Below are 13,588 nucleotides of genomic sequence, written 5' to 3' on the forward strand. Positions count from 1 at the left end.
CGAGAGGTATCAGGTCTTGCGTGTGGCAAGCAACCGATAGGTGAGTATGACTTATCTATCCGACAGACTGGCGACAGCCTCGCTGATGCGTGTCAGCGCGGGATTTGATCACCGAGTCGCGCCAGGCTTTCCTCGCGCCCGATCAGCACCATGACCTCGAAAATCCCCGGAGAAACGGTGCGTCCCGTAAGCGCGGCACGCAAGGGCTGTGCCAGTTTGCCAAGCTTGAGACCCTTATCTTCGGCAAGGGCCCGCATGGCAGCATCGATGGCCGGCACTGACCAATCGGCAAGCCCCCCTAACGTATCGGCAATGCTCTGGAGCACTTCACGCGCGTCCTCGGTCAGCAGCGCGGCCGCAGCGGCGTCCGGTTGGATGGGGCGCAGGGCATAGATGAACTGCGCAAGATCGATCAGTTCGAGCACCGTCTTGGCGCGCGGTTGCAACTCGGGCAGTGCCGCCAGGACGGTATTGTGGTTGGCAGCAAGGCCCTTTGCATCACCGTCGCGCCCCACTTCCCGGGCCGTGGCCAGCATCACCTCATAGAGATAGCTCGGGTCCGCCTCGCGGATATAGTGGCCGTTTATGTTCTCCAGCTTGACGAAATCGAAGCGGGCGGCGCCCTTGTTCAGGGCCTCCAGGCTGAACCACTCCACCATCTGCTCCGTCGAAAAGATTTCGTCGTCGCCATGGCTCCAGCCCAGCCGCGCCAGATAGTTGCGCAATGCCTCCGGCAGGTAGCCCATCTGGCGATAGGCCTCGACGCCGAGGGCGCCATGGCGCTTGGAGAGCTTGGCACCATCCGGGCCATGGATCAGCGGGATATGGGCCATTTCTGGCACGGTCCAGCCCATGGCATTGTAGATGACGATCTGGCGGGCAGCATTGGTCAGGTGATCGTCGCCGCGAATGATGTGGGTGACCCCCATATCGTGGTCGTCCACCACGACGGCATGCATGTAGGTAGGGGTGCCATCCGAGCGCAGGATGATGAAGTCGTCGAGATTCTCGGTCTTGAACACCACGTCGCCCTGAACATGGTCGTGCACGACGATCTCGCCCGAAAGCGGTGCCTTGATGCGGATTACAGGCGAAACGCCCGCCGGGGCATCTGACGGATCACGGTCGCGCCAGTAGCCGTTATAGCGCGGCGGTTTGCCGGCCGCCCGAGCATCCTCGCGCATCTGGTCAAGCTCTGCTGGCGAGCAGTAGCAGTAATAGGCATGCCCCATCTTGACGAGCTCGTGGGCGACCTCGGCATGGCGCGAGGCGCGGGCGAACTGGCTGATCGGCTCGCCCTCCCAATCCAGCCCCAGCCATTTGAGGCCATCGATGAGCGCGGTTACAGCGGCCTCGGTGGAGCGCTCACGGTCGGTGTCTTCGATGCGCAACAGCATCTTGCCGCCCTGGTTCTTCGCGTAGGCCCAGCTGAACAGCGCCGTTCGAGCGCCGCCGATGTGGAGGTAGCCGGTGGGGGAAGGAGCGAAGCGGGTGACGACCTGGGACATGGACAACCAGAGGGATATGAGGAATTGCGGGCCGTGTGTAGCATAGGCGGGCTTGAGCGCAAGGGCGGGGGCACATGGACGCAGAGCGAGGGGCACTTGGCGGCGTTGCGGGGCCATGGGAACGGTGGCGTGCCCGCCGGCCAGGAATGGCGTGGCCGCCAGGCGGCGAGGCTCCCGGCTGGCATCGGAATTTGTTCTCCGCAATGGTGGCGGCCACTGAGAGACGGCGGCTCTTCATTCTCTTGCCGTTCGGCCTGATCGCCGGCCTTGTCAGCTACGCTGCCTTGCCCTTCGAGCCCCCGGCTTACATCTTTGTCGGGGGTGCGTTGATTGCCCTGCTTATACTGGCCGCAGCAATTGTCCGGAAATCTCTTTCGGGCGCCCGGCTCGGCGTGCAGTGGCTGGCGCTCTGGTGCGGCTTCTGCCTCCTACCCCTGCATGGGCTGGCCTTTGGCACCACCCTGTTGCCTTTTCCGGTTTATGGAACATATGAGGCCATCATCGATGAGGTGCTCTCGTCCGACGATAACCGGCAGCGCGTGGTGGTCTCTCAATTGACCCCCGTTGGTGACGCGCGGCCGGTCTCGATACGGCGTGCCCGCCTGCTGCTACCCGCATCGACCGAACTCCGAACTGGCGATCGGCTGCTGGCCCCACTCCGCTTGGCGCCCATTCCCGGTCCCATCTTGCCAGGAGCCTATGACGGCCAGTTCCACTCCTACTTCACCGGTGTCGGTGCCTACGGCTCGACCACCGGCGATGTCGAGCGCATTGCTGAGGGCCCTGAGTTCGGCCTGGCGCAGCAGGTGCAAGCCCTCCGCGAGACAATCGGGAAGCGCATCGCCGCGGTCCTGTCCGGCGACACCGCTGCTATCGGCAAGGCCATGGTCGTGGGCGATCAGGGCGGCATAACCGACGAAACCCGGGATTTGATGGCAGCCGCCGGCCTGGCGCACATCTACTCAATTTCCGGCCTGCATTTGTCCATTGTCGCCGGCGGCATCTTCTGGCTCGTCCGGCTGCTCCTGGCCGCTACACCGGGCCTGGCCTATTGGCCCGTCAAGCAGATCGCGGCACTGACCGGCATAGCCGCCGCTTTTCTATACCTGCTGCTGGCAGGCGGCATCGACAATGTTCCCGCCTTCCGGTCCACCCTGATGCTCGCGTTGATTTTCGGAGCGGTCCTGGCTGGCCGGCAGGCGCTCACCATGCGCAATGTCGCCATCGCCGCGCTGGTGATCCTCGTGATCGACCCGGCGAGTATCTTCGGGCCCAGTTTCCAGCTGTCCTTTGCCGCCGTTGTGGGGCTGATTGGCATATATGAACTGCCGCGTCCCCGCACCGGGGGATCGCGGGGGCGCATCCTGCAGATTGCCAACGTCGTCACCGCGACCGCCTGGACCAGTCTTGTCGCTGGCCTCGCCACCTTGCTGTTCTCGGCCTACCACTTCCACCAGACGGCACCTCTTGGGGTGATCGGCAATGTTCTGGCCTTGCCTTTTGTCAGCCTTGTGATCATGCCGTTCGGCCTAATTGCGGTCCTGGCGATGCCATTCGGCGCCGAGGCTCCATTCCTCTCCATCATGGGCTGGGGCATCGACCGCATGGTGGATGTGGCCGTCCTCGTTGCCGGGTGGAGCGCCGGCTGGACTGGCAACCCGCTGCTCTCGGGCTGGACCCTGCTGGTGGGTTTGCTGGCGCTCGCCTGGTTCGCATTTCTGGAAAATCGCTGGCGCCTGATGGCGCCGGCGCTGGCTGCCATGGTCATATTGATGTTCGGCCTGGAGCAGCGTCCCGACGTGCTCATCGCCGACACCACACAGGCCGTCGCCATCGAGGGCGGAGATGGGTTCGCACTGGCGAGTGGCCGCATCGGGAGTTTCGCTACCGATGTATGGAGCCGGCATTATCAGACGGCGATCGCCCAGGACCATGCCGGTGCCCGCTGTGATGGCCTCGGTTGCATCGTCACCACACCGCAATACCGGATCGCCATTGTGCGCAATGCGGCTGCTTTCGCCGAAGATTGCGGCACCAATGACCTGGTGATCGCCCGCATTCGCCCGCCCGGACAGTGCTACGCGCTCGGGCAAGTCATTGCTGCGAACGAACTGGCGAGGGGCGGCGTTCACACCGCCATCTGGAACGAGGGGGCAGGGCGCTTCGACATACGCCCCGCCATCGACACCCTCAATCGGCCCTGGAGAGTCTCGCCACCGTGACGCCGGCGGCCGCAATGCTGGCGCCGCCAAGCACATAGCCGGCCTCGTCAGGCGCAAGGGTCAGCCTTTGTTCGCTCGAGGCATAGTTCACATAGATGCGAAAATCGCCGCGCACCCGGCAACGGACACCGGCAGGCAGCGTCAGGGTTGGCGTGTCGGCTTCGGCAATCAGATAGTCAACGACGCGCTGAACCAGCGCCTTGTCGCCACTGGCCGTGAGGTAGAAGAGCTTCCCCTGCGAAACCAGCACGGGCACGCCCTCGACATCCTCCATCACCACCTCCGGACCCCCTTCGATCCTTTCGCGCCAGAGCCGCGTGGCGCCGCCGCCCTTGACCGCTACCTCGATGCCCTCGGGCAGGCTGTCGATGCGGGTTATCCTGGCATCAAGCAGGCCGGCGCCCAGGTCAGGGCCGAGCTGAGGAGGAATGGCAAAGTGGGCGGTCTTCGAGCCGGTGCGCGGGCCGATCAGCAGATGCCCATCAAAATTGGCAACGGCCTCGCGCAGCTCGTCCGTCCAGGCCATGAGGGCGGGAATGGCAACGATCTGGTATCCGGACAGGTCCGCGGTGGTGGGTGGCAGCACGTCCACGTCCAGCCCATGCTTGCGGAAGGCGGCATAGAGCGCACGGACATGATTGCCATGACCGAAGCCGGCGGCTTGGGGCTGGATCTCCCAGGCCCATTCGCTTTCATAGTCGTAGACCAGGGCAATCCGCGCTCGAGCAGGCGCCCCGGCAAAACCGATCTGGGTGAGTTCCTGGGCAACCTGGCCGGCTTCGGCATAGCCGGGCGCGGGCTCACTGTCCGGCCGCAGCAGGCCGGCATGCATCTGCTCCTGCCCAAACGGAGCCTGACGCCAGCGGAAGTAGGAGACCACCTCTGCACCATGGGCGAAGGCCTCCCAGGCCCAGAGGCGCGCCATGCCGGGCAGGGGATCGGGATTGGCATCCGCCCAGTTCACCGGCCCCGGCTGTTGCTCCATGATCCACCAGCGTCCATGGCCGACGGTCCGGTAGAGATCGTGGTGGAAAGCGGCATTGTCTGGATCGCCCTGGCGCAAATATTGCGCCTTGTGCTCGGGAGTTTCGTCACTCTTGGCCAGATGGCCTATGGGATATGAATCCCAGCTGGCGATGTCGATGCTCTCGCCGAGACGGTAGTGGTCGAACTCGCTGTAGCGGCTCATGAAGTTATGGATAACCGGCAGGTCGGGTCGCCGCGCCTTGAGGATATCGTATTGCACCTTGTTGAAGGCCGACACCTGCTCGGAAGAGTAGCGCCGGAAATCCAGTTCATGGGCAGGCGCAGCGTCGCAGACCAGCAGGTTCGGCAGATCGATCTGCTCGAAACTGTTGTACTCCATGGACCAGAAGACGGTGCCCCAGGCAGCATTGAGGGCACCGATCGTGCCGTATCTGTTCCTGAGCCAGAGGCGGAACCCGTCCCGCGCCGCTGGAGAATAGGAATAGGTGGTACCGTGGCAGCCATATTCATTGTCGGTCTGCCAGCCGCCAAGGGCCGGATGATCGCCAAGCGCGTCGGCAAGGATCTGGGTTATCCGGGCCGCTTCGGCGCGATAGCCTAGATGCGAAAAGTCATAGTGGCGGCGCGAGCCGAAGCCCTTGCGGTGCCCCTGGGCATCGACGGCCAGCATGTCCGGATGCTTGTCGACCATCCAGCGCGGTGGCGTGGCGGTCGGCGTGCCGACGATCACCTGAAGGTCGTGGCGACCGAGCACGTCCATCGCCCGGATCATCCAGTCGAGTCGAACATCGCTCGGGGTCGGCTCCAGCCGCGACCAGGCAAACTCGCCAATGCGCACGACGCGGATGCCGAGCTCGGCCATGCGGGCCGCATCCGCCTCCCACATCGCCTCGGGCCAGTGTTCGGGATAGTAGCAGACGCCTAAGGCCGGGTTGGTCATGTGTGGTCTCAGAGCTCGATCTTGGCTTCGGGCAGGCCGGCAATGTCGAGGTCGATATAGAAGACGCCGCCGGCAACCTTTTCCGTCGCCAGTTGCTCGGGCGACAGGTTCTTGTTGGCGGTCGTCAGGAACAAGCGCTTGAGGTCCTTGCCGCCAAAGGCCGGGCAGGTGACCTGGCTGACCGGTACCTCAATGATCCGGTCGATTGTCCCATCGGGTGCGTAGCGAATGACGCAGGATCCACCCCAGCGCGCATTCCACAGATAGCCCTCGCTGTCGACGACCGCACCGTCGGGATAGCCGCGATGCTCGGAGACATCCGCGAACAGTTCCCACGCGCCCAAGGGCAGGCCGGTCTGAGGATCCACCGCGCATTTGAGAATCTTCTGGTCCGGCGTGTCGGTCCAGTATGCGGTGCGGCCATCCGGCGAGAAGCAGGTGGCGTTTGGAATGGCCACTTCGCTGATGATCCGGGTCAGCTTGCCGGCGCGATAGTGGTAGACTGCGCCGTCCTTGGGCCCCTCGTCCTTGACCATGGTGCCGATCCAGAACGCCCCGGATGGGTGCACGCGGCTGTCATTGGTGCGATTGGCGGGGACGTCGCTCTCGATATCGGCAATCGGGGTGATTGCGCCGGTGCCGAGATCGAACCGCTTGAGGCCTGTTTCGGTAGCGAGCGCCAGGGTCGAATCATCGACGATGGCGGCGGCAGCGACAATCTCGTCGAAATGCCATTGATCCTGAAGCGTGCCCTCCGCGCTTGCCGCGAACAGGGTCTGGTTGTTGATGTCGAACCAGAACAATTGCGCGCGCCCAGCATGCCAGAACGGTCCTTCGCCAAGGGCGCACTGGCTGTCAATCAGGAGCTTCGCCGTCCCGGTCATTTTGCCGCTCCACGGTCATACGAGGCAACGGCCAGTCGAGCGCGATCGGCAATTTCAGCGACGCCCATGCCCGGCTTGAAGATGTATGTTCCGAGGCCAAAGCCAGTGCAGCCGACGGCGAAGAACTCGTGGAAATTGTCCGGATTGGCTCCGCCTACGGCATAGACCGGCAGCTGAGGCGGCAGCACTGCCTTCATCGCCTTGATGCCCTTGGCTCCGAGCACCTCTGCCGGAAAGAACTTGAGACCGGTCGCGCCGGCGCGAATGGCGGCAAAGGCGTCTGTGGGCGAGAAGACACCCGGATAGGATTTGAGTCCCAGGCCGACCGTTTCGGCGATCACCGCCGGATTGGTGTCGGGCGACACGATAAACGTGCCACCTGCACCGGCTACCGCGCGCACATCCTCGGGCGATAGCACCGTGCCCGCGCCAATCTCCGCCCGACCGGACAGGGCTGATGCGGCGCGCCCGATGCTGTCAACAGCGTTGGGCGAATTGAGCGGCACTTCGATAAGGGTGATGCCGGCTTCTACCAAGGCCGTGCAGACCGGAACGGCCTCCTCCGGTGTGATGCCGCGCAGAATGGCGATGATATGACGGTGTGACACTGGCAGGTCCTCAGGCAATCGAAGCGCGGGCGGCCTTGAGACCGGCGAGCACGACTTCGGTGGAATCAACGATGCGGCCGGTGGCGCCGGTCATGGCGAGCACGCGGGCATAAAGCGCGCAGAGTGCGGACGATCCGATGAGTGGAATTGGATCGGTGCCGATCTGGTTACGGTTCGCAGCGATCTCGGTGCCAATCAACAGGCCGGAGAGATAGCCGGCGCACCAGTCCGGGCTACGCCCCGAGAGCAAGGCGGCGGCCCGCACACGGAACAACTGCCCCAACAGATCTGCTGGATTGTCGAGGCCATCCCTGGCGCCTGCCTGGAAGCCATCGTCTCGCCCGGGACCATCAAGGACGCCATTGAGCGAGTGCCGCAGCACCGAATGGGTCTTGAGCAACTCGAATAGCTCCCCGGTCATGGCCGTGGTGAAGCCGACGATCCTCGTGCCTTCGAGCCGCGCCCACTTCGAGTGTGTGCCGGGCATGCAGACGAGCCCGGCATAGTCGGGCACCACCGAAGCGAGACCGAGAAGCTGGGTCTCCTCTCCGCGCATCACATTCTCGCCGCCGACCCGCTGGCAGACCCCGGGCAAGATGGAGACGATGACGTTGCCATCCGGCACTTGCGGGTGAACCGCGCCGCGCCCCAAGGTGCCCAGATCGGTGGGCGCCTCCAGATAAGGCGCTTCGAGCCAGCCCTGGCGTGCCCCGGCCATGCCGCACACCACCACCTCGATCCTGCGCCCGGCGGAGGGCGAAAGCTGCGCCAACACGTCGCCCAAGGCTGTGGGAAACTCCTGGGGCGACAGCTTGCCCATTCCCTTGTCCGAGGCTGCGGACGCAAGGACTGCGCCCATCTCGGACATGCCCCAGGCCCGCAGATTGGAGGTACCCCAGTCCACGGCTACCCATGCAATCGATTCAGTCACGTTCGTCCTCGCTCCCGGCTCCACCTGCTGCGCGGCGCGACCCTAATGCGGCGCCTTGTTGCTGGCCAGACCGATTCCTGTTGGGCGCATCAATAGCGCAGGGCACCGCCGCGCACCCGTCGCAGGGTAAGCCGCGTCAGCTTTTCCGCCAGATTTGCACCGCATTGCAAGCGCCATGAACTGATTTGTATGATTTTTTACCGCCAGCCCATTCACAGCGCGGCCCGGCGTGCTAGAACAGCCCCACCAAGGCCCTCACATCCGCGCCCTGGCGGATCAGCAAGGAACAGGCAAGATGACTGCAGACAAAGGCGGCGCCGGCGGCCGCAAACTCCGCTCGCGCGCGTGGTTCGACAATCCCGACAATCCCGACATGACCGCACTCTACCTTGAGCGCTACATGAATTTCGGCGTGTCGCGCGAAGAGCTGCAGTCGGGCAAGCCGATCATCGGAATCGCCCAGACGGGGTCCGATCTCAGCCCCTGCAACCGGCATCACATGGTGCTGGCCGAACGCGTGCGCGAAGGCATTCGCGAGGCGGGCGGCATCGCCATTGAGTTCCCTGTGCACCCCATCCAGGAGACTGGCAAGCGCCCCACGGCCGGACTTGACCGAAACCTTGCTTATCTTGGACTCGTGGAAGTGCTCTACGGCTACCCGCTGGATGGCGTAGTGCTGACCATTGGTTGCGACAAGACCACCCCGGCCATGCTGATGGGTGCCGCCACGGTCAATATCCCGGCAATCGCGCTCTCGGTCGGACCCATGCTCAACGGCTGGCACAAGGGCGAGCGTACTGGCTCTGGCACCATTGTGTGGAAGGCGCGGCAGATGCTGGCTGCCGGCGAGATCGATTACCCCAAATTCATCGAGCTGGTCGCCTCATCTGCGCCATCGACGGGCTACTGCAACACCATGGGCACGGCCTCGACCATGAATTCGCTGGCTGAGGCCCTCGGCATGCAGCTGCCGGGCTCCGCCGCGATTCCCGCGCCCTACCGTGATCGCCAGGAAATGGCCTACCGCACCGGCAAGCGGGCAGTGGAGATGGTGCATGAGGATTTGAAGCCCTCGGACATCCTGACCAAGGAGAATTTCCTCAACGCCATTGTGGTCAATTCCGCCATTGGCGGCTCGACCAATGCTCCCATCCATATCAACGCCATAGCGCGCCACATTGGCGTCGAGCTCAATATCGACGAGTGGCAGCAACACGGGCACAAGGTGCCGCTGCTGGTCAATTTGCAGCCCGCCGGCGAGTATCTGGGCGAGGATTACTATCATGCTGGCGGCGTGCCGGCCGTGGTCAACGAACTGATGAAGAAGGGCCTCATTCATGAGGGCGCCCCGACCGTCAACGGTAAGACCATTGGCGAGAACTGCGCCAAGACGCCCATCGAGGACGACAAGGTCATCCGCCACTTCGACAACCCGCTCAAGGCCGAGGCCGGTTTCCTGGTGCTGCGCGGCAATCTCTTCGACAACGCCATCATGAAGACCAGCGTGATTTCGCCCGAGTTCCGCGAGCGCTATCTGTCCGACCCGGCCCATCCGGGCATGTTCGAGGGCAAGGCAGTGGTGTTCGATGGTCCCGAGGACTATCACCACCGCATCGACGACCCCTCTCTCGAAATCGACGAGCACACGCTTCTGTTCATGCGTGGCGCAGGCCCCATCGGCTATCCGGGCGCGGCCGAGGTCGTGAACATGCGGCCGCCGGCCTATCTGATCAAGAAGGGTATATCGTCACTGGCCTGCATCGGCGACGGCCGCCAGTCCGGTACCTCGGGTTCGCCCTCGATCCTCAACGCCTCACCGGAAGCGGCCGCAGGGGGCAATCTCGCCATCCTCAAGACCGGCGACCGCGTGCGTATCGACCTCAACAAGGGCGAGGCCAATATCCTCATCTCTGACGAGGAGATCGCCACCCGTCGGGCCGCGCTGGAAGCCGAGGGCGGCTACAAGTTCCCCAAGCACCAGACGCCCTGGCAGGAAATCCAGCGCGGCATTGTCGGGCAGCTTGGCGACGGCGCCATCCTCAAACCTGCGGAAAAGTACCAGCGCATCGCCCAGACCGAAGGCGTACCGCGCGACAACCACTAAGGCATTGCTGGACAAGAATAAAACGAAGGCCCGCCAATCTGGCGGGCCTTATCATTTGGGCGAAAGAACTCTCAATACTTCCGCAGCAGCCCCACCAGACGCCCCTGCACCTTGACCCGGTCGGGCGGGAAGATGCGGGTTTCGTAAGCGGGGTTGGCCGCTTCGAGCGCGACCGTATCACCCTTGCGGCGCAGGCGCTTGAGGGTGGCTTCCTCGTCGTCGACCAGGGCCACGATGATTTCGCCGGTTGAAGCGTGTTCCTGCTTCTTGATGAGCACGGTGTCACCATCGAAGATGCCGGCCTCGATCATGGAATCACCACGTACTTCAAGGGCATAGTGCTCGCCTGCGCCCAACATTTCGGGCGGCACGGCAATGGTGTGCGAATGGGTCTGGATGGCTTCGATGGGCGTGCCGGCGGCGATGCGGCCCATGACGGGGATGGAGACCGGTCGGGCGTAATCATCTGATCCGCCACCACTATTTCGTGACGGGGGGGAGGCGACCTTGCCCAGATTGCCTTCGATGACCGCCGGCTCGAAGCGCGCCTTGCGGCCACCCAGCGAGGGGTTCATCGAATCGGGGAGCTTGACCACTTCGAGCGCCCGGGCCCGGTTGGGCAGGCGGCGGATGAAGCCGCGCTCCTCCAGCGCCGTGATCAGCCGGTGAATGCCGGATTTCGATGCCAGATCAAGGGCATCCTTCATTTCGTCGAAGCTTGGGGGAATGCCGCTCTCCTTCATCCTTTCGTGGATGAACATCAGCAGCTCGTGTTGTTTGCGTGTCAGCATTGGCCCCACAACCCCAGAATCGGAACATAGACGGAACGACCATACATGTTCCATTTATGTTCTGCAATGCCTTGGGTCCAGGAGTCCGTTAATGAACGGGTGCTGAACAAAATGTCAGAATCAGAAGGCGTTGATGGGCATGGCATCGACCATGGCGCCGGCCGGCTGGCCCGGATCATGCTCGGGCTGAACGATCAGGAGGCCGGCTTCGGCGAGGGACGAGGTGTGGCCGCTATCGGTCTGGCTGATGGGATCGGCCAGCATGCCATCGGCGCCATGAACCAGCCGCGCGCGCATGAAATGGCGTCGGGCGGTATTGGCCGGGGTGGGCGCGGCCAGCTTCAGGCGCCAGGGCTGTGGTTCGGCATGGCCCAGCCAGGCCCTCAGGGCCGGCTTGATGAAGACAAGGGCCGTGAGCATGGCCGAAACCGGATTGCCGGGCAGGCCGAAGACGAGGGTCCGTCCGCGCGTCCCGAACATCAGTGGTTTTCCCGGCCGCATGTTGATGCGCCAGAACGCGAGCGTGACACCAAGGTCCTTGAGGACATCCTGAACGAGGTCATGCTCACCGACAGAGGCACCGCCGGTCGTGATGAGAATATCGGGTTCCGCCGCAAAGGCGGTCGATAGCTGTGCCCTGAGCTGGGCGACATCGTCCGGGACGATGCCATGGTCGGTGACGGTGTCGGCATAGGGCGCCAGCATGGCCGCAAGGCCGTAGCTGTTGGACGCCACGATCTGGTCAGGACCGAGCGGATTGCCTGGCAGGACCAGTTCATCGCCCGTGGCGACAAGGCCGATGCGTGGGCGTTTCGCAACGGCCAGCGTTCCGGCATTGGCGGCCGCGGCTACGGCGATCTGCATGGGCGTCAGTCGAGTGCCGGCCGCGACGAGGACCTGTCCCGTTGCAAAGTCGTTACCCTTGGGCCGGATGCTGTGGCCGGGCCGGGCAGCGGCGGTGAAGCGGACCCTCTGCCCTTCGCGCACCGCCTCTTCCTGCATGATGACGGTGTCGGCGCCCTCCGGCACTGGCGCACCGGTGAAGATGCGCACGGCCTGGCCCGGCCCGAGCGCGCCGGGGTAAGCGGCACCGGCCTGGGACGTCCCGATGACGTCGAGCCAAGCGCCATCACTGACATCGACGGCGCGCATGGCGTAGCCATCCATGGCGCTGGCATTGAACGGAGGCTGGTCGTGGTGGGCAATAAGGGGTTCGGCGAGAACCCGTCCAGCGGCTTCGGCCAGAGTGACCGTTTCGACCGTGACGGGCGGGATATGCGCCAGAATGGCCTTCAGCGCCTCATCGACCGGCAAGAGGCTCATGCTTCGCGCCGGAAGTCGCCCGACTTGCCGCCTGACTTTTCGACGAGACAGAGGTCGGAAATCACCATGGCGCGGTCGATGGCCTTGGCCATGTCGTAGAGGGTCAGTGCCGCCGTGGACGCGGCGGTCAGGGCCTCCATCTCGACGCCAGTCTGGCCCGTTGTCTCGGCGGTGGCGAGGATGAGAATGGACGTCGCGCTGTCGCCTTCGATCTGGACGCCGACCTTGGTCAGCGGGATCGGGTGGCAGAGCGGGATGAGTTCCGAAGTCTTCTTGGCGGCCATTATGCCGGCGATGCGCGCCACGGCCAGGGCATCGCCCTTCTTGAGACCGCCGCCCAGAATGGTGGCGATGGTTCCGGCCTCGCCGCTCAGGCGCGCCTGCGCCACGGCCCGGCGACGCGTAACGGCCTTGTCACCGATATCAACGATATGGGCTTCGCCCTTTTCGTTGAGATGGGTGAGACCGCCCGCCATCAGCGCACGGTTTCCGGCGCGCCCATCAGCAGGGAGCGGGTGGCGGCAACCACATCGTCCTGCCGCATCAGGCTTTCCCCGACAAGGAAAGTGCCGACATTGCAGCGCTCGTCGAGCATCTTTACGTGCTCATGGGTCATGATGCCGCTCTCGCTGACCAGCAGGACACTGTCCGGAACCCCGGCCGCAAGGTTGACTGTGGTCTCCAGCGTCGTCTCGAAGGTGCGCAGATTGCGGTTGTTGACGCCGATGAATTTGGCATCGAGCGCCAGGGCGCGATCGAGTTCGAGCTGGTCGTGCACTTCCACCAGCGCATCCATGCCCCATTCCTCGGCGGCATCGAGCAGGTAGCGGGCAACATCGTCGCCAACGGCCGCCAGGATGATCAGGATGCAATCGGCCCCCCAGGAGCGGGCCTCGGCCACCTGATAGGTTTCGAACAGGAAATCCTTGCGCAACACCGGGAGCCGCGTGGCGGCACGCGCCTCGATGAGATAGCTGGGCGAACCCTGGAAGCTCGGCCGGTCGGTCAGCACGGAGAGGCAGGCGGCCCCGGCGGTTTCATATGCGCGGGCAATCTCGGCCGGATTGAAATCGGGGCGGATCAGCCCCTTTGAGGGACTGGCCTTCTTGACCTCGGCGATCAGAGCATATTGCCCCTTGGCGCGCTTGTCCTTGATGGCCTTGAGAAAGCCGCGCGGCGGGGGCTGGTCATGCGCCTCGGCCACGACTTCGGCCCAGGGGCGCATCGATTTGGCCGCAGCGATTTCTTCGCGCTTGTAGGATTCGATCTGCTTGAGAATATCACTCATGG

Annotated in this window: 11 protein-coding genes; 2 read left to right on the forward strand and 9 right to left on the reverse strand. The window is 64.0% G+C overall.

The genetic code is table 11. The features are described from left to right. Positions 1–92: 92 nt before the first annotated feature. A complete protein-coding gene (gene gltX / locus K1X15_RS08115) occupies positions 93–1,508 on the reverse strand; it encodes a glutamate--tRNA ligase (protein WP_220306957.1) in 1,416 nt (471 codons plus the stop codon). A 203-nt stretch (positions 1,509–1,711) separates the two neighbouring features. Between gltX and K1X15_RS08120 the strand changes: the two genes are divergently transcribed. After that, the gene (locus tag K1X15_RS08120; RefSeq protein ID WP_220306958.1) at positions 1,712–3,730 is read left to right on the forward strand and encodes a ComEC/Rec2 family competence protein; all 2,019 of its coding nucleotides are present in this window, start codon (positions 1,712–1,714) and stop codon (positions 3,728–3,730) included. Here K1X15_RS08120 and K1X15_RS08125 read toward each other — a convergent pair. From K1X15_RS08125 to K1X15_RS08140, 4 genes are read right to left on the reverse strand one after another with little or no spacing between them, the layout of a single operon-like run. Further along, positions 3,699–5,657, reverse strand: a complete 1,959-nt coding sequence (locus tag K1X15_RS08125) for a beta-galactosidase (RefSeq protein ID WP_220306959.1) — start codon at positions 5,655–5,657, stop codon at positions 3,699–3,701. The genes K1X15_RS08120 and K1X15_RS08125 overlap by 32 nt on opposite strands. Before the next feature lie 8 nt (positions 5,658–5,665). Then, positions 5,666–6,541, reverse strand: coding sequence for an SMP-30/gluconolactonase/LRE family protein (locus tag K1X15_RS08130; RefSeq protein WP_220306960.1), 876 nt, complete (start codon positions 6,539–6,541; stop codon positions 5,666–5,668). Beyond that, positions 6,538–7,149 (reverse strand): 2-dehydro-3-deoxy-6-phosphogalactonate aldolase, encoded by a 612-nt coding sequence (locus tag K1X15_RS08135; RefSeq protein ID WP_220306961.1) that lies wholly within the window; start codon positions 7,147–7,149, stop codon positions 6,538–6,540. Before K1X15_RS08135 ends, K1X15_RS08130 begins: the two co-directional genes overlap by 4 nt. Before the next feature lie 10 nt (positions 7,150–7,159). After that, a complete protein-coding gene (locus K1X15_RS08140; protein WP_220306962.1) occupies positions 7,160–8,080 on the reverse strand; it encodes a 2-dehydro-3-deoxygalactonokinase in 921 nt (306 codons plus the stop codon). Between the two features lie 295 nt (positions 8,081–8,375). Between K1X15_RS08140 and K1X15_RS08145 the strand changes: the two genes are divergently transcribed. After that, positions 8,376–10,184: an IlvD/Edd family dehydratase gene (locus tag K1X15_RS08145; RefSeq protein WP_220306963.1), complete on the forward strand. Its 1,809-nt coding sequence runs from the start codon at positions 8,376–8,378 to the stop codon at positions 10,182–10,184. A 71-nt stretch (positions 10,185–10,255) separates the two neighbouring features. On the opposite strand, the gene lexA is transcribed toward K1X15_RS08145, so the two are convergent. From lexA to trpC, 4 genes are all read right to left on the reverse strand, one after another. Then, positions 10,256–10,975 (reverse strand): transcriptional repressor LexA, encoded by a 720-nt coding sequence (gene lexA, locus K1X15_RS08150; protein WP_220306964.1) that lies wholly within the window; start codon positions 10,973–10,975, stop codon positions 10,256–10,258. 120 nt (positions 10,976–11,095) lie between these two features. Continuing rightward, on the reverse strand, positions 11,096–12,298 hold the full coding sequence (locus K1X15_RS08155) for a molybdopterin molybdotransferase MoeA (RefSeq protein ID WP_220306965.1): 1,203 nt from the start codon (positions 12,296–12,298) through the stop codon (positions 11,096–11,098). Then, a complete protein-coding gene (moaC, locus tag K1X15_RS08160; protein WP_220306966.1) occupies positions 12,295–12,774 on the reverse strand; it encodes a cyclic pyranopterin monophosphate synthase MoaC in 480 nt (159 codons plus the stop codon). The genes K1X15_RS08155 and moaC overlap by 4 nt, the downstream gene beginning before the upstream one ends. After that, complete coding sequence (gene trpC, locus K1X15_RS08165; protein WP_220306967.1) at positions 12,774–13,586, reverse strand: indole-3-glycerol phosphate synthase TrpC; 813 nt, start codon at positions 13,584–13,586, stop codon at positions 12,774–12,776. The genes moaC and trpC overlap by 1 nt, the downstream gene beginning before the upstream one ends. Positions 13,587–13,588: the final 2 nt, after the last annotated feature.

The sequence above is a fragment of the Devosia salina genome, from assembly GCF_019504385.1.
Classification (GTDB): Bacteria; Pseudomonadota; Alphaproteobacteria; order Rhizobiales; family Devosiaceae; genus Devosia; species Devosia salina.

Excerpts from the sequence above, each read along its gene's own strand:
- gltX (WP_220306957.1), bottom strand. The coding sequence starts at position 1,508 with ATGTCCCAGGTCGTCACCCGCTTCGCTCCTTCCCCCACCGGCTACCTC.
- K1X15_RS08120 (WP_220306958.1), top strand. The coding sequence starts at position 1,712 with ATGGTGGCGGCCACTGAGAGACGGCGGCTCTTCATTCTCTTGCCGTTC.
- K1X15_RS08125 (WP_220306959.1), bottom strand. The coding sequence starts at position 5,657 with ATGACCAACCCGGCCTTAGGCGTCTGCTACTATCCCGAACACTGGCCC.
- K1X15_RS08130 (WP_220306960.1), bottom strand. The coding sequence starts at position 6,541 with ATGACCGGGACGGCGAAGCTCCTGATTGACAGCCAGTGCGCCCTTGGC.
- K1X15_RS08145 (WP_220306963.1), top strand. The coding sequence starts at position 8,376 with ATGACTGCAGACAAAGGCGGCGCCGGCGGCCGCAAACTCCGCTCGCGC.
- lexA (WP_220306964.1), bottom strand. The coding sequence starts at position 10,975 with ATGCTGACACGCAAACAACACGAGCTGCTGATGTTCATCCACGAAAGG.
- K1X15_RS08155 (WP_220306965.1), bottom strand. The coding sequence starts at position 12,298 with ATGAGCCTCTTGCCGGTCGATGAGGCGCTGAAGGCCATTCTGGCGCAT.
- moaC (WP_220306966.1), bottom strand. The coding sequence starts at position 12,774 with ATGGCGGGCGGTCTCACCCATCTCAACGAAAAGGGCGAAGCCCATATC.
- trpC (WP_220306967.1), bottom strand. The coding sequence starts at position 13,586 with ATGAGTGATATTCTCAAGCAGATCGAATCCTACAAGCGCGAAGAAATC.